This window comes from Allobosea sp. 05L423, assembly GCF_056397745.1.
Map to the genome: position 1 here is coordinate 42,581 of NZ_JBFTOA010000029.1, position 15,912 is coordinate 58,492.

Genomic DNA, 15,912 nt, shown 5'->3' on the forward strand with positions numbered 1-15,912 from the left:
ATGGCCATCGATTTCAGGCGCGACGGCGCGGTCGCGACCATCCGCATCGCCCGTCCCGAAAAGCTGAACGCCCTTTCGCTGGCGATGTATCAGGATCTCGGCAAGGCATTCATCGAAGCCGCCGCGGACGATGCCATCCGCTCCATCGTGCTCGCCGGGGAGGGGGAGCGCGCCTTCTGCGTCGGCGCGGATCTGACTGAATCCATTCCCGCGCTCGCGAGCGATCGGTTCGACATCAGCGAATGGGACCCCGCCCATCTCAAGAATGTGCCGCTCTACAAGCCGATCGTCTGCGCCATTCGCGGCCTGTGCATCGGTGGCGGCTTCGAGATCATGCTGGCGACGGATATCCGCATCGCGGCCGAGGATGCCGTCTTCCAGCTCCCGGAGGCCGTCCACGGCTTCGTGCCGGCGGGTGGAACGCTGGTGCGCCTCATCCGCCAGATCGGGCATGCCCATGCCATGGAGATCCTGCTCACGGCGCAGCGCTTCTCCAGTTCCGAGATGCTGGCGAAGGGCGTGGTCAATCGCGTTCTGCCGGCAGCCGAGGTGGAGCCTGCCGCCAGGGAACTGGCCGAGCGCATGGCTGCGCTCAGCCCGAGCGCGGTCCAGACGATCAAGCAGGCTGCGCTCACGCTGCAGGACCTGCCTTATCGGGAGGCTTTCGCGGCAGAGGCGAAACTCGGCCAGCGCACCTTCATCAGCGAGGATGCGCGACGCGGACTGGCCGCCTTCGCCACGCGCGCCAAGCGCTGAGGCGCTGCCGGCTGTCAGAAAGCCACATATCTGCAGCTCCGGAATGTCGGCGACGGACGTTGAGTGCGGCGCGCGCCCGGCCGGAGAATGACCGCCGGGATCGAACGCGATCAACCAATAAAAATATCCGGAGGAACGATGAAGGGCTTCAACAACCGCACGCTCGGCTTGCTTGCCGCAACCGCGCTGACGGCCGTCTCGACGGCGGCCTCCGCGCAGGCGCCAGCCATCTCGGACGATGTGATCCGCATCGGCGTGATCGAGGACATGTCCGGTGTTTATGCCGATATTACCGGCATCGGCGCGGTGACCGCCGCCCAGATGGCGATCGACGAGGTCGGCGGCAAGGTGCTCGGAAGGTCGGTCGAGCTGGTCTATGCCGACCATCAGAACAAGCCCGACATCGCCGCCTCGATCGCACGCAAATGGTTCGACGAGGGCAAGGTGGATGCGATCCTCGACGTCGCCTCCTCGTCTCCGGCGCTGGCGGTGATCGAGATCGCCAAGGACAAGGGCAAGATCATCACCCTGTCCTCGCCAGGCTCGACCCGCATCACCAACGAGAATTGCGGCCCCTATGTCGTGCACTGGGCCTATGACACCTACGCCATCGCGCAGAGCACGGGCCAGGCGCTGGCCAAGCAGGGCTTCGACACCTGGTATTTCGTCACCGCCGATTACGCCTTCGGCCATGGCCTGCAGGAGCAGGCGACCCGCATCGTCACCGAGAACAAGGGCAGGGTCCTGGGCAGCGTCAAGGTCCCGGTCGGGACCACCGATTTCGCCTCGCCGCTGCTGACCGCTCAATCCTCGCGCGCCAAGGTCGTCGCTCTCGCGAATGCCGGCAGCGATACCATCAACTCCATCAAGCAGGCGGCGCAGTTCGGGCTGACGCAGTCCGGCCAGAAGCTGGCGACGTTGGGCGGCTTCATCCATGATGTGCATGGCCTCGGCCTCCAGGAGGCCCAGGGGCTGACGATCACCGAAGCGTCCTATTGGGGCACCAACGACGAGACGCGCGCCTGGTCGAAGAAGTTCTTCGACAAGGTCAAGTCGATGCCGAACATGCTGCAGACCGGCACCTACTCCTCTGTCGTGCATTACCTGAAGGCGGTCGAGGTGGCCAAGACCGACGAGACGGCGGCGGTGATGAAGGCGATGCGCGAGATGCCGGTCAACGACCTCTTCTACAAGAACGGCAAGATCCGGCCGGATGGCCGCATGGTCCACGACATGAACCTCTACGAGGTCAAGAAGCCTTCGGAGTCGAAGGCGCCATGGGACTACTACAAGCTGCTCGCGACAATTCCTGGCGAGCAAGCCTTCCAGCCGCTCGCGGCCTCGACCTGCTCATTGGTGAAGCGGTAGCCGGGCGCCCGGCCGCGCCTCAAGGCCACGTGGCAAGATCGAGCGCAGGTGTTCGCGGTCAAGCTTTCGCGGCTAGCGGAGGCTGCGCCCGCCGACCGGTCCGACCCAGGCCGATACGGGATCGGCAGAAAGCGCTCGTGCAGCTCCCGCAGCGTCGCCTCTGCGTCGATGTCGCCGAAAAGCTCCGGATGAAGCCAGCTTGCGATGCGCTGCAGTGCCACGAACTGGTAGGGCTGTTGTAGAACTGGTGCCAGATCGCAAAGACGCGGCGCTCGGCGACGGCTTTGCCATGCGCGAAGGCCGGGCGCTTCGCCAGCGCCTCAAGCCTGCTGCGTGCTGCCGACAGGTCGGCTCCCGGACCGAGACCGACCCAGCCGCCGCCGGGAGCCAGCATGTCCCAGTTTCCGCCCGTCGCGATGACGACGTCCGGTTCCCGGGTGATGATCGTCTCGGGGTTGATCGTGCCGAACGTTCCCGGAAGGAGTTCGGATCCGAGATTACGACCGCCGGCCATCTCGACCATCAGGCCGAAATTTTCGTTCCCGAAAGTCACGCAGCAGGCGTCCGAAAATCCCGGGATGCGATCCAGCATGACGAGCGGCCGCTTGAGGTCCGGGTGCCCTGCTATCGGGCCGGTCACACGTGCGATCTGATCCTTGCGGAAGGCGATCAACGCGTCCGCGACCAGCTCGTTTCCGAACAGGCGCCCCAGCGAGCGTAAGGACGGCTCCGTGTTGCGAAGCGGTGCGTGACGGAAATCGACATAGACGGTACAAGCCGGGTTCTTGGCTAGGCGGTGCGCAGCCACCGATCCCGACGAGCCGGCGCCGCAGACGATGAAGGCCAGGCACGATCCTACGTCGTTGTGGCTTCACCGACGTATCTCGAAGCGAACGGCAGACCACAGGCGCCGCTCGATCTGCTCAATCACACCTGCATCCGCATCCGGCTTCCCAATGGCGGCATCTACAAATGGCACTTCGAGAAAGATGGGCAGCCGGTTCAAATCGACGTCAAGGGGCCTATCACCCTCGACGAGGCAAGCCTGTCGCGGACAGCCGTCCTGCGCGGGATCGGTTTGGGTCTGTTCATGGAATCGGACGTCCGTGAGGACATCGCGGCCGGCCGCCTGATCCGCGTCCTTGAGGACTGGATGAAGCCGGTGGCACCGCTGTGCCTCTACTACCCTGGACGGAAGAACCCGTCCGCCGCGTTCAAGGCATTTATCAACCTCGCCCGCGAGTTCACCTCGGCTTTGTATGCCGATCGGAGGTGACGCACCTGCCGGATCGCGTCGCGATGAAAGTCCGCTTGTGGGCAAGTGCCGAGAGTCTGCTCATGGCGCAAACAACGGGTTGCGTGGCGCGAATGTTTGACCAAGCTCCGCCCACTTCTGCTACGAGTGCGGAATGCCGCCGATGTCTCGTCAAAATAGGAGCATATCGTGACCGAGCGTTTCGAACGGCACCGCCAACCCTGGACATCAGAGGAGCTCCAGAAGCTCAAGCTACTTGCTGGGAAGGGCATGGCGCTCAAAGCAATCTCAAAAGCCATGACGCGCAGCGAGGAATCCATCAAAGACCGCGCGAAACTCGATGGGATCAAGATCGCGAAGCTGCGTTAGGCCAGGCTCGAGGCACGACCTCAGCGTTCATAGCTATCGTTTTCTGCCAACGGCACGATGGCTGCTGTTGGACATGTGCAGTGACGGTGATGCCCAGCTCTGAAGCCGCCCCAAGTCCGAAACATCTGAAACAATCTGGCCGCAATCCAACAGCACGTGGGCCCTCATCCTTCTCCCCTTGCAGATCCGCGCGATTGGCCTGCTGCCGGTTTCGCGGACACCGAGCATTTCGGATGAACTCTTCGAAGAGCCTAACGCCGAGCTAGCCCAGTACGAACGCGAGGGCGATAGTTCGTGACTTCACGTCGATATACGGGCTCCGTTGGCCGAAGTGTGTGAGTAAGCACCGAAGTCTGACCCCTCAGAAACCTCCCTTAACTCACTGACTTAAATGACATATCTTCATTTCGCGAGGGGTCACGATCGGCGCCGATCGTGACCCCTCGCGAAATGAAGATATGTCATTTAAGTCAGTGAGTTAAGGGAGGTTTCTGAGGGGTCAGACTTCGGTGCTTACTCACACACTTCGGCCAACGGATCTCGCAATCGACAACAAGCTACGTGGCTGCGATCTCGTCCGGCTTCGTGTGGCCGACGTCGTGCTCGCCGGAACCATTAGGCTGAGCACCTGCTCGGCGCCGCCGGTCGTATCGACAGCGCCGCGAAACCGATCCTCGAAGTCAACTCGCGGCATGCGAGGGTCATGGCTCTGACCGGAGTGGAAGATGGGACATTGCGTGGTGAGGTCGCCCATCTTCTCCTCGACGCCGCCCGCGTCCTGGACGGTGGGCGCCCGGCTGATGCGAGCGCCTTTGCCGACAGGCTGAGCCGCCTCGTGACAAGACGCGTGGGTAAAGGCTGATCGGCCTGGGCGAGCGGAATAATTTCCCGCGGAGCGGTCAGAGCAGAGTGATTTTCCCGTTCGCCAATTCGTAATGGGCACCGACCACCTTGACCTTTCCGCTCCTCACGAAATCCGCGAGGATCGGCTTGGCCGTTTCGAGGCGCCGCACGCCCCGACGGATATTCTCTGCAACCGCCGCAGCGAGCACATCGTCCGGCTTGTCGGCCTTGGCTGCTTTGACGGCGGGCCTGATTTCGCGAACCATCTCCTGGAGGTGGCCCGGCAGGCTCGCCCCGTCCCGCGCGACCTTGATCGCGGCATCGATGGCCCCGCAGCGCGAATGGCCAAGGACCATGACGAGCGGTGTGTTGAGGAACTTCACCGCATATTCGAGGCTCGCCAGCCCGTCGTCATTGACGAAATTGCCGGCGAGGCGAACCACGAACAGATCGCCGGGTCCCTGATCAAAGGCGAGCTCTGGTGCAACGCGCGAATCCGCGCAACTTAGAATCGCAGCGATCGGGTGCTGGACCGTGACCCGCGCGGCCCGGCCGGCCGAATAATCCAGATTGCCCGACGTATTGGCCGCGTAGCGCGCATTGCCATCCATCAGCCGCTTCAGCGCCTCGTCCGGCGTGATCGCATTCTGTGGCGCAGCCTGGGCGAAGGCCCGCGGGGAGAGCGCAGCGGTGGCGCTGAAGGCTGCCATGCCGGCAAAAAGGCCGCGGCGGGACATTCCGGATATGGGCCGGGCGCATAGGTCACACATAGCTTAAGCCTCCCAGATCAGCCTGCGCTGCGAGCGATCCGAGCTGCTAATGCGACGCTTTATCAACCTTGTCGCCGCACTCACCCTCACAGCAGGCACCGCATTACTGCTACAGGCAATGGAGGCTGCGAAGTCCAAACTTTGCAGGGATTCCCCATGAGCGATGTGCTTGAGTCCGAGCCGGTTGCGACAGTCCTCCACTCTTCCGTTCAAGGCTTTGCCGAGCGGAAAACCTGGACCTTTGCCGCAACCTTGATGCGGTCGCCAGATTTTGCCCATGCGCTCGAAACCTACTGCGGCGCCATGGTCCAGCCGCCAGAAGTGGCCTGGCCGACCGATAAGGTGTTCGCACAGAAGCTGCGTTACCTCGTGGCCTTCGTATTGATTGGGAATGATGCGCGCTGGCGCCACAGCCGCGGAGAGGCGCCAACACTCGCGGCCCTGCAGCGCGCCGCGCCGGCGAGCGCCAGGCAGATCGCCGGCTTCATCAGCGCATTGCGCCATGGCGGCTATGTGATCGCCACCCGGGGTAGCGGCGATCGGCGGGCGCTGCATTTGCGCCCCTCGATGGGGCTGCTCCAGGAGATCGCCCGTTCGCCGCTCGCCTTTCTCGAGGCCTCGGAACGGCTGGCGCCACCGTCGCGCCCGCTCGCCGATCGCTTGCGTGCCGAGGCCGACCCTCTCTCCGACTGGCTTGGCCGCTCGCACGACCGGTTCCATGCCGAAGATATCCTCTTCGCCCCCTTCCCGGGCATCGTCCGATTCACGGAGCATGATTGCGGCTATCCGGTGCTGTCAGCGGCATTCGCAGCTCATTATGCGGCGTTGCTCGGCAGGACACCACCAATCCGGCTATCCTATGGCGCGCTGGCCGAGCGCTTTCGTGTCTCGCGCCAGCATATCGGAAATATCTTCGTCGAGGCTGAGCGGCACGGCTGCTTCACGGTCAGCCATGGTGGTCGGGACATCTCCATCTCGCCCGCCTTCGCGCGAGAATTCGAGACCTGGGCGGCAGGTCAGATGGCGCATTATCGCCTGCTCGCCGAGGAGCAGGTTTTGTGATTCCACGACATGAAGAGTGCGCGGCTCGCAAAGCCGGCTCGCCTCGCTTAACGTCCGCTTATTGGCGGTTGCCGAAGGTCCGGAGTTGGCGCAACTTTCACGTAGGCAGGGACAGCCCCTCCAGGCCCTGCTTGATCTGCATCGAGCTGCTCTCCAGTTCCCCTGGATGAATCGGCTCGGATCGGCCGCCGAGATGATGTGCGAGGAAAGCCTCGGCCACGGCGTAGAAGGCGGTCTTGTTCTCGGGCCGCAGGAAGCCATGGCCTTCATCAGGGTAGAGAAGATAGCCGACGGGGATGCCCTTCGCCTTGAGCGCCGCGACCATTTGATCGGATTCAGCCTGCTTCACCCGTGGGTCGTTGGCGCCGTGCCCGATGAGCAGCGGCTTGGAGATCCTGTCGGCCTGGAAGAGCGGCGAGCGCTCATGAGCGAGCCGTAGTCCCCTCCTCCGTGTCGAGGTCACCGATCGCCTGATGGTATCGGACGCGAATGGCTTCCCAATAGGGCGGCACGGTGCGCAGTAGCGTTTCGAGGTTGGAGGGACCGACGATATCGATTCCGCAGGCATAGGTGTCGGGATTGCGGGTCAGGCCGACGAGGGTCGCATAACCTTCTCGCAGCGAGCGGAAATTCAAGCTGTGCTGGAGGACGGCCAGAAGATCGCTCCGTTGGCCAAGCGCTTCGATGTCAACCGGCAGACGATCATGAGGATCCGTGACGTGACGACCACCTAGGCCATCGGCGTTCTGACTTGTTATGGGGGTTCCCTGGCTATATATTCCCTTCCAAGGGAGTAATTATCATGCCCAACGAGTTTTCTGCTCGCGAAGTGGCCGAACTGGCCAATGTTCCGATCCGCGCCGTGGACAAGGCCATTGAGGAAAATGTGCTTGCCGGTATCCGTGCTGGTGCCCGCGGCCGCCGTCGAATGCTGCCGCTTCATGCCGTACCATATGCAGCGATCGTCGCGCGGTTGCCATTGACGCTCTCACTCGAGACCAAGCGCTATCTCGCGCGCGCACTGGGTAATCGTTCGTCGGCGCGAATGACAACGGAGCCGCTGGAGATCGCCCCTGCCGTCACCGTCGATGTGTCTGCATTGGTCGGCTCTGACCTAGCCGAGCGCGCCGAGCGCTACGGTAAGGCGCGGGAGGATTTCGTCGAAATCAACCCCGACATCATGGGCGGAACGCCCGTTCTGCGTGGGACACGGATCACCGTTTACTCGGTGCTCGGACGTCTTGAGGGCGGAGACAGTGTTGACGACGTACTCGAAGATAACCCGGATCTGACGCGGGAAGCGGTAGAAACCGCCGCGCTCTATGCCCGCACGCATCCTATCGTCGGCAGACCAGGTGGCCGTCCGTGGGCGAAAGCCGCGTGAGGCTATTCATCGACGAGTGCTTGTCGCCGCAGCTAGCTCGCCGGCTCAATGAAGACGGTGCACATAATGCAATCCATCCGCGCGACATGGGCCGACTGGGCGAGCCGGACCATGTCGTGCTCGCGCGTTGCCTGGACGAAGATAGAGCGATTGTAACGGAGAATGCGGTCGACTTTCGCAAGCTGGTCGCGCGCCAGGATCTACATCCCGGATTGGTTATCCTACCAAGCGTCAACCGCGATCAGTCGTTCCGCTTCTTGGTTGAAGGAATTGCCCATCTAGCTTCGCTAGGCGAGCCATCGGACGTGATCGTCAATCACGTTCTGGAAATCGGAAAGGATGGAGGCTTAACGCTTTCTCCGCTGCCCTGACGAGCTTCCCGCGCGCGATAATCTGCGACCTCGGGTTTGAGGCCCGCAGGGTTGCACTTGTCACGGCAAAGGAACATAAAGGGAACATGACTTTCGGCATTTGGGGCGCCCAGGGAGTTGCATGATGCCAGACACCCAGATTGAAGGCGGCCAGCAGCTGCCACCGAAACCCGGCCTGGGACAGATGTCCGTGAACTGCTCAACGTGGTCCATTTTCGACGAGGGCGACGCTTTCGGTCGCCAGTGGATAATTCGCCAACTCGCCCCTACCTGGCCTGCATAATCGCCTTGGTTTCGGGGCTGGAGCTTGAGCATCCGGCTCAGAAAGCGTGCTCCCGCTCATACTCTTCCATGGCGTTGATGAGCTCCACCAATTCCTTCTCTTCCGGGCTGTCTTCGATCGCGCCCGTGAGATCCTGGACCTTATCCCAAGCTAGCTCGAAGTCTTGAGCATCGGCAATTTCCATGACGACCCCGTTAGGTCTCACGACGATCGAAGAATCCCAATCTTACCTGAAATCCCGCGTCTTGACCCTAATCTCATCGATATGCCCGTAAGGATCGACGAGATTCCTCCCCTTTGGCATTGCACGCCGATCTGCCGTCGGCGATCCATGATGGAATTCGTCGCCGCGTCCGTGGGGAAGCGGGAAGCTGGCATCGCGTGATCCAACGCTGGCCAACTCGGCCGAGAGATCATGCAGCTGATGGGCGACGATATGGATAGGCACGCACACGTCCCGCCTCGCTATTGCACCACATTCAACTGGCGATGCCCGCAGGCTGTGAACGGGACGCACGGGAATTCTACCGGAAACGTTCTCGGCCTCAGCGAGGTCGACAAGCCCGAAGAACAGCGCTCACGTGGCGGAATGTGGTTTGAGAGCGGAAGCATCCAGCCTCATCTCGGCGAGGAGACGCCGTTTGCCCCTGCAAAGCAAGCCCGGACGTTCAGAACGTGCAATGGGTCCGCTTCAATCCCGCGGCCTCGAATTTGGCTCTGTATGGATCTGCCGGGCATCAAACGACCCTATGTCGACGATCCGTTCGGGAATCGGATCGAAGTCCTCGAACTGGTGAAGCTCAACGACCTCTCGCGCCGAAAAGGCAGCCGGGAATCCCTCATTTTCCTCAATCTGAGCGCATATCGCCTCGGAAGACGGCCTCGATGTTGTTCCCATCGGGGTCATGGACGAAAGCGGCATAGTACCCTGGAGGATATCCGCCCGAGCGGATGCCTGGTACTCCGTTGTCGGTGCCTCCGGCGGCCACGGCCGCGCGATGGAAGGCGTCCGCCTGCTCGCGGCTGCTCGCCCGGAATGCCGTATGCTGTCGCACCCCGCTCGGATGGAACGTATCGATCCAGAACACCGGGTAGTCGATGCCGAACGCGACACCAGCGAGATCCACGTCGTTTCGATCCGCGGGCTTCATGGTGCCCGAGATGCAGGAGACGACATGCGCTCCGAGAGGCTTCAGGGCCATCTCGTAGAAGTGCGCGGAGCGGGCGATGTCCGATACGCCGATGCCCGTGTGATCGACCAGCCAGTCGGACGCATTGGTCATGGTTGGATTCCTTCTATGCCGTGCTCGCGCAACTCCCGCGTCCGGCGCGTCGCCGTCAGTTCAGGAAAGGCCACAACTCGCTCACGCACATAATCGAGTAGCGCGTGATCTTATTCGGCCGGCCAACCTGGCGCGGCCCATAGGCCGGCAGCTCCAGGCCCCGCTCGATATTTTTGCGGATCGCCTTGCGATAACGCCCCGTGCGACGCGTGATCGCCGTCGCGGACGGCCTTTGGCGGTGAAGATCCGGGATCATCATCCGTTCTCCAACCTAAGCCGGACCACCGCCGCCGCCCCCTTGGCGGGCATCATCGGCGACGGGTGGAACGCCTGAAGCAGCGGGTGGACCCGGCTGCTTCAGGCAAGGACGCTAGGCAGGGAATTTTCGGCGCCCACCGTCAGGGAGAACTCAACGCCTACTGACAAACACGCCCGGCTCACGGTCAAAAACGCAGTCCGACCCGGCGCGCTGAGGAACTCAGATAACCGCTGCTTGCAGCACCCAGTCCAACCCGGATCGACCTCACTTACCATAATTCTCATCAGAAAACGGCGATGAGGTGGGGGTCTGGATTTTGATGAAGCCGACCCCGCCGTGCGAATGGCAGCTATTGCAGGCCATTGTCAGCGCGGAATAAGCGCGCACGAATTTGCCGCTATCCTTGGCAGCGGCGGCCTGGCGCAGGGCGGTCACATGCTCAGCTGCAGCGTTGACCTCGTCGACCGGAATATTGACGTACAGAACTGCGGCTCGTCTCAGACTCTCGCTAATGCGATCAAGTTGATAGTTAACTAGATCCCAGTTCTTGGAGTTGCCCGCATACCAGAGCTTGATATGACGCAACTGAGTTACGCTCATGATGTCGCCCAGACTGACCAGATTCGAGATTTCTTGCTCTCCTTTCGGTGGCAGTGCAGCGAAAGGAACATCGTCACTCAATGCCATCGCCGTTGAGACGAGAATGAGTGCTGCGCTCAAGGCAGTTGCCCTCATGAGTCCCTCCGTCGGCAAGCTGATCGGACCCGCGTGTAAGCGAACCGTCAGGGCTCCCATTCGAAGTCACGATCAAATCACGAGAACCAGCCAAGGTGTTTGATCCAGCGCAAAATAACATTCGCGGTTCGGCGAGCCGCAACCCCATGCTCAAAAGGGTCAGAACCTTCGCCTTCAGCGCCTGGGTCTACCGCCAACGGAACGCCGTCTGCGCCTACGACCTATGCGGCCTGAGCTGTGACAAGTGAGCGGAAGACGCAGCTGCCGATCGTGCCGCGACAATGCCGCAATATCGGAAAGCAGGTGCATCACGATCTAAAATCGCTAAACTGCGCAAATTGCGTCGCGGGCTAATGGCGACGGACTATGCCTACCGTGAGAGCCTATGATCTCCTGCCGACGCCGCGCCCTGCGCGAGACGACATCCTTCACCGCCCAATCCGTGCCCGCAACCGGCGTCATCGCCGCGGGGCTGTTGCATAAATGATGCCTTCGAGGAGCCGTGACGTCGCCGCCAATACGCTATCGCGTTTGCGGGGTGCGCTGGTGGACAAAACGATGGTGAGCGGTCTGGCACTCGCCGTCGCTGCCACGGCTGTGATGGCCTCCGGCACGGCGCATGCGGCGGACTGGCTGGGCGCCACCGGGGATTTCAACCTCGGTTCGAACTGGGCTGGCGGAGCGGTGCCGACAACGGCGACCTTCACGAACAGCCCCACGGCGGAGCGAAATGTCACCGCGTCCGGCGGTTCGCTCACGCTGCTCGAATACAACAACAACGCGCTCGCCTACACGTTGTCGACTGCCCCCAGCTCGGCTCTGGCTATCACCAACATCACCAATAATTCGACCTTCGAGCAGACACTGTTTGCTGGAGCGGCGGGCGGGTTCATTATCTCTGGCACGGTTACCGGCCCGATGGCGCTTATTGCGGGACCAGCCTCCGGCGTGATGCAATTCGGTGCCGGGAGTTCGGCGGCGGGCTCGCGATTTATCGGCCAGGGCGGATTACTGAATTTAATTATGGGCGCCGGTGATACGCTGTCGATCGGTTCGATCGAAGGCACCGGCATCATAAGAGCCCTTGGGGCGGGACAAACTCTGTCGGTTGGCGGACTGAATTCAAGCACCACCTATGCTGGTACAATTCAGGATATGGTCGCCCTCACCAAGGTCGGTACCGGCGGCCTGACCCTGTCCGGAGCGAACATCTATTCGGGTTTGACGACGGTTTCGGCCGGCACCCTCACGGTCTCCAACGCCAGTGGCCTCGGTGCGGTTTCCAGCGGCACGACGGTCGCCTCGGGTGCGACGCTCGCCTTGACGGGCGGTATCAACGTCGGCGCCGAAGCTCTGACGCTTTCGGGGACTGGCGTGTCAGGGGGCGGCGCTCTCACCAGTTTGAATTCCGGCGTGAACACCTTCCAGGGCGCGATCACTCTGGCGGCAGCCAGTAGTATCAATGTTAATAACACGAGCTCGCTGTATCTTTCGGGCGGCATCACTGGATCCAACACGGATCTGACGCTTGGCGGCTCCAGCAACAACGGCGGCACCATCAGTGGGGTGATTGCCACGGGCTCCGGCTCAATCACGAAGTCCGGCAGCCAATGGACCCTGGCAGGCGCCAATACCTATTCCGGCCTCACCATCGTAAATTCGGGCCCCCTGTTTGTGACAAACAGTCTCGGTCTCGGCTCGACAGCGAACGGAACGGTGGTGGCATCGGGCGCGTCCCTTGTACTCGGCGGCAGCGTCAACATTGTCGGGGAGGCGCTCACGCTCTCGGGCAGCGGCACAGGTGGATTCGGCGCCCTGCAAGCGGGCGGCGGCACGAGCACCTATGGCGGAGACATCACTCTCGCCGCGGACAGCCAGATCAACGCCGGCCTTTTGACCTTTCCAAGTACCTTGACCGTCACCGGCGGCATTACCGGCTCTGGCCAAAATCTGACCCTAGCCGGCCCCGGGACAGGGACCGTATCCGGGGTGATCGCCACGGGGACAGGCGGGCTGACGAAGATAAACACAGGCACCTGGACGCTCACGGGCGCCAACACCTATACTGGCGCAACCACCATCAACGGCGGCACGCTGATCGTGAACGGCTCGCTGGCTTCGTCCAGCGTGAGCGTCGGCAGCGGCACGACGCTTGCCGGCTCGGGTTCGATCGCGGGAGCGGTGACGGTCGCCTCCGGCGGAACGCTGTCGGCCGGTAACAGCCCGGGCACGCTCACGGTAGGATCGCTGGCGATCAATGCCGGCTCGAACACCGTGTTCGAACTCGGCACCCCTGGAGTCGCGGGCGGCGCGACCAACGACCACATCATCATCAACGGCAGCGGGGCGACCGGAAACCTGACGCTCGGCGGCACGCTCGCGGCCAATGTCGCTTCGGCCGGCTATTATCGCCTGTTCGACGTCACCGGCGGCGGCACGATCAGCGGCAGCTTCTCGTCGCTTGCACTGTCCGCGCCCAGCGTCGCAGGCGCGACCGGGACGGTCTACAGCATGCCTGCCGGCCTGCCGCCGCAGGTCAATCTTGCCGTGCTCGGGGCCGGCCAGATCCTGCAGTTCTGGGACGGCGCTGACCAGACCGGGAACGGTGCCGTCGATGGCGGCACGGGCACCTGGAATGGCGGCAACACCAACTGGGCGGTGGCGCCGGGCGAGGCGGGCTTCAATGCCCCGTGGCTGAGCTCTGTCGGCGTGTTCCAGGGCATAGCCGGCACGGTGACGGTGTCCGGCACGCAAAACTTCGACACGCTGCAGTTCACCAGCGACGGCTTTCTGCTGACCGGAGGCGCTCTCGGCCTCGGCGTCGCCGGGGGCGGCATTATCAACACGGCAGCCGGCGTCGCCGCTTCAATCGGCTCGGCCATCATCGATGGCGTCGGGACCAGCCTGACCAAGGTCGGCGCCGGCACGCTGGCGCTGTCCGGCGCCAATAGCTATTCCGGCGGCACGCTGCTCAACGCAGGCACCCTCGCCGTCGGATCGGCGAGCGCGCTCGGCACAGGCACGCTGCAGATGGCGAGTGGGACGACGCTTCGTGCCAACGCCCCTTCTCTCACGCTGGCCAACGCTGTGGCGTTGTCGAGCGGCACCGCCTTCGTCGATACCGGTTCGTTGGATTTTGGCCTGGCCGGCGTCATCAGCGGCGGGGGCACGCTCTCCAAGACGGGCGCCGGGGTCCTGACGCTGTCGGGGATCAACACCTACTCAGGCGCCACCTGGATCCAGCAAGGCACGCTACGGATGGGCGGGTTGGGCGTCCTGCCGAACCAGACGGCGGTTCAGATTTCGGCCGGGGCGGTCTTCGATCTCAACGGCATCGCCCAGACGGTCGGCTCGCTGTCCGGCTCGGGCGACGTGCTCCTGGGCGGCACGACGCTGAATGCCGGAGTTAACAACAGCAGCACGACCTTCTCCGGCACGATCTCGGGCGCGGGCTCGCTGCTCAAGACCGGTACCGGCACGCTGACGCTGAACGGAACGAACACCTACACGAGCGTGACCCAGGTGTTTGGTGGCAGGCTCGTCGTCGACGGCTCGGTCGCGACGCCGGTGATCGTACATGCGGGTGCGACGCTGGCTGGCTCCGGCTCGGTCGGCGCGACCACGATCGGCGGCACGCTTTCGCCGGGCAATTCACCGGGGACGCTGACCGTCAACGGCAGCCTCGTGATGGGCGTCGCATCGACCTATATCGCCGAGGTCCAAGGCACTGTCGCGGACCGGGTCAACGTCACCGGCACGGCCTCGCTGGCGGGTACGCTGCGGATCGTGCCGCTCGGCGGCGCCTACAGCTTCTCCGCCCCCTACACGCTGCTGTCGGCAGCGGGCGGGCTCGGCGGCACGCGCTTCGGCCCGGTCGACACGACCGGCTCCTTCGGCGACGGTGTCACCACTGCGGTGAGCTACACCGTCAACGACGTGCTGCTGAGGTTGACACCGAAGCCGCTGGCGCCAATCGTGACACCGACGCTCGGCGTCACAGCGCCGCGCAACGCCGCCTCGGTCGCTTCGGCCATCGACAGTGCGGTGGCCAATCGCGTCGACCCGTCCGCCCTATTTGGGATCTACAACCTGCCGGCGGCGGCGATCCCAGCGGCTGTGAACTCGCTCTCGGGCGAGGTCCATACGGCGGCGCCCGCGATGGCGCATGTCGCTTCAGACCAATTCCTGCGCACGATGCTGGACGGCTCGGGTAGCGGCCGGCTCTCAGGAGCGCCCGGCGGCCCTGCCGGCGTGGCCGGCTTCACAGCCGACCTGCCATCGAGGCAGGATGGGTCGGGACGCCCGACCTTCGATCCGGCGCGCTTCGCGCTCTGGGGCGCGACTTTCGGCTCGACCGGACGAACCGACGGCGACCGCGTCGTGGGTTCGGCCAACCGAAACCTCTCCGATGCGCATGTCGCGTTCGGCGCCGACATCCGGTTGGGCTCCAGCACCGTCATCGGCGCCGCAGTCGCGGGTGGCCAGGCGCGAGACTCGCTCTCGGGCGGGCTCGGCAAGGCGGAGGCCGATGTCTTCCAGGCTGGTCTCTATGGCCGCACCACGCTTGGCTCGGTCAACCTCGCCGGCGCGCTCGGCTATGCCCGGCTCGACACCGACACCAGCCGCGCCATCCCGGCGCTGGGCCGCACCGGCGTGGCCGCCTCCTATGCGACGCAGGCCTGGTCCGGTCGAATCGAGGCGAGCCTACCAGTGGCAGGCTGGGGTGGCCTGACGCTCTCCCCGCTCGCCGCCTTCCAGGCGGTGCGGGCGAACAGCCCGGCTGCGGTCGAGCGCGACGCGATGGGCGCGACCGTCGGCATGCTGACGCTGCCGCGGCGCACCGGCATCACCAGCCGCAGCGAGCTCGGCCTGCAGCTCGATGCCAACCTGATCGCGGGCGCATCGCCCGTCACCGGCTTCGTCCGCGCCGCATGGGCGCATTACTACCAGCGCGACGTCGACCTCACCGCCGCGCTCAACGGCCTGCCCGGCGCGAGCTTCGCTGTGAGCGGTGCCAGGCCCGACCGCAATGCGGCGCTGCTCGCGGCAGGAGCCGATATCAAGCTTAGCCAAACCGTCAGCCTCGGCATGCGCGTCGACTCGGAGCTGTCCGGGAACACGCAACGTGTCGGCGGCACTGCGCAGCTCAGGGTGAATTTCTAAGAAACCCGCGA

The 15,912-nt window shown here is 63.6% G+C and carries 14 protein-coding genes and 2 pseudogenes; 8 read left to right on the forward strand and 8 right to left on the reverse strand.

The genetic code is table 11. The features are described 5' to 3' along the window. Both AC1DNE_RS29115 and AC1DNE_RS29120 read left to right on the forward strand, forming a co-directional pair. Entirely contained in the window at window positions 1–756 is a 756-nt protein-coding gene (locus tag AC1DNE_RS29115; RefSeq protein ID WP_441470787.1) for an enoyl-CoA hydratase/isomerase family protein, read from the forward strand. Window positions 757–894: 138 nt separating this feature from the next. Next, entirely contained in the window at window positions 895–2,124 is a 1,230-nt protein-coding gene (locus AC1DNE_RS29120; RefSeq protein ID WP_441470788.1) for an ABC transporter substrate-binding protein, read from the forward strand. A 58-nt stretch (window positions 2,125–2,182) separates the two neighbouring features. On the opposite strand, the gene AC1DNE_RS29125 is transcribed toward AC1DNE_RS29120, so the two are convergent. After that, window positions 2,183–2,932: an ABC transporter substrate-binding protein gene (locus tag AC1DNE_RS29125; protein WP_441470789.1), complete on the reverse strand. Its 750-nt coding sequence runs from the start codon at window positions 2,930–2,932 to the stop codon at window positions 2,183–2,185. Window positions 2,933–2,986: 54 nt separating this feature from the next. Here AC1DNE_RS29125 and AC1DNE_RS29130 point away from each other — a divergent pair. After that, window positions 2,987–3,400, forward strand: a pseudogene (locus tag AC1DNE_RS29130) (LysR substrate-binding domain-containing protein); the annotation flags it as partial. 168 nt (window positions 3,401–3,568) lie between these two features. Beyond that, the gene (locus tag AC1DNE_RS29135; protein WP_133565138.1) at window positions 3,569–3,748 is read left to right on the forward strand and encodes a hypothetical protein; all 180 of its coding nucleotides are present in this window, start codon (window positions 3,569–3,571) and stop codon (window positions 3,746–3,748) included. 899 nt (window positions 3,749–4,647) lie between these two features. On the opposite strand, the gene AC1DNE_RS29140 is transcribed toward AC1DNE_RS29135, so the two are convergent. Then, window positions 4,648–5,361 (reverse strand): carbonic anhydrase, encoded by a 714-nt coding sequence (locus tag AC1DNE_RS29140; protein ID WP_441470790.1) that lies wholly within the window; start codon window positions 5,359–5,361, stop codon window positions 4,648–4,650. Between the two features lie 156 nt (window positions 5,362–5,517). On the opposite strand from AC1DNE_RS29140, the gene AC1DNE_RS29145 reads away from it, so the two are divergent. Beyond that, window positions 5,518–6,423 (forward strand): MarR family transcriptional regulator, encoded by a 906-nt coding sequence (locus tag AC1DNE_RS29145; protein WP_476767098.1) that lies wholly within the window; start codon window positions 5,518–5,520, stop codon window positions 6,421–6,423. Between the two features lie 97 nt (window positions 6,424–6,520). Here AC1DNE_RS29145 and AC1DNE_RS29150 read toward each other — a convergent pair whose 3' ends face one another. Both AC1DNE_RS29150 and AC1DNE_RS29155 read right to left on the reverse strand, forming a co-directional pair. Continuing rightward, window positions 6,521–6,886: an alpha/beta hydrolase family protein gene (locus AC1DNE_RS29150; protein WP_441470792.1), complete on the reverse strand. Its 366-nt coding sequence runs from the start codon at window positions 6,884–6,886 to the stop codon at window positions 6,521–6,523. After that, window positions 6,846–7,058 carry an alpha/beta hydrolase family protein gene (locus AC1DNE_RS29155; protein WP_441470793.1) on the reverse strand — a complete coding sequence of 71 codons (213 nt, stop codon included), beginning with the start codon at window positions 7,056–7,058 and terminating at the stop codon, window positions 6,846–6,848. The genes AC1DNE_RS29150 and AC1DNE_RS29155 overlap by 41 nt, the downstream gene beginning before the upstream one ends. A 167-nt stretch (window positions 7,059–7,225) precedes the next feature. On the opposite strand from AC1DNE_RS29155, the gene AC1DNE_RS29160 reads away from it, so the two are divergent. Next, window positions 7,226–7,807, forward strand: coding sequence for a DUF433 domain-containing protein (locus AC1DNE_RS29160; protein WP_441470794.1), 582 nt, complete (start codon window positions 7,226–7,228; stop codon window positions 7,805–7,807). Next, a complete protein-coding gene (locus AC1DNE_RS29165; RefSeq protein ID WP_441470795.1) occupies window positions 7,789–8,178 on the forward strand; it encodes a DUF5615 family PIN-like protein in 390 nt (129 codons plus the stop codon). Before AC1DNE_RS29160 ends, AC1DNE_RS29165 begins: the two co-directional genes overlap by 19 nt. A gap of 320 nt (window positions 8,179–8,498) precedes the next feature. On the opposite strand, the gene AC1DNE_RS29170 is transcribed toward AC1DNE_RS29165, so the two are convergent. From AC1DNE_RS29170 to AC1DNE_RS29185, 4 genes and pseudogenes are all read right to left on the reverse strand, one after another. Beyond that, complete coding sequence (locus AC1DNE_RS29170; protein WP_441470796.1) at window positions 8,499–8,645, reverse strand: hypothetical protein; 147 nt, start codon at window positions 8,643–8,645, stop codon at window positions 8,499–8,501. 664 nt (window positions 8,646–9,309) lie between these two features. After that, window positions 9,310–9,744, reverse strand: coding sequence for a VOC family protein (locus AC1DNE_RS29175; RefSeq protein ID WP_441470797.1), 435 nt, complete (start codon window positions 9,742–9,744; stop codon window positions 9,310–9,312). Between the two features lie 8 nt (window positions 9,745–9,752). Then, a pseudogene (locus AC1DNE_RS29180) lies at window positions 9,753–10,003 on the reverse strand (IS21 family transposase); the annotation flags it as partial. A gap of 264 nt (window positions 10,004–10,267) precedes the next feature. Then, window positions 10,268–10,738 (reverse strand): hypothetical protein, encoded by a 471-nt coding sequence (locus AC1DNE_RS29185; RefSeq protein ID WP_441470798.1) that lies wholly within the window; start codon window positions 10,736–10,738, stop codon window positions 10,268–10,270. A gap of 558 nt (window positions 10,739–11,296) precedes the next feature. Between AC1DNE_RS29185 and AC1DNE_RS29190 the strand changes: the two genes are divergently transcribed. Then, window positions 11,297–15,901: an autotransporter-associated beta strand repeat-containing protein gene (locus AC1DNE_RS29190; RefSeq protein ID WP_441470799.1), complete on the forward strand. Its 4,605-nt coding sequence runs from the start codon at window positions 11,297–11,299 to the stop codon at window positions 15,899–15,901. The last annotated feature ends 11 nt before the right edge of the window (window positions 15,902–15,912 follow it).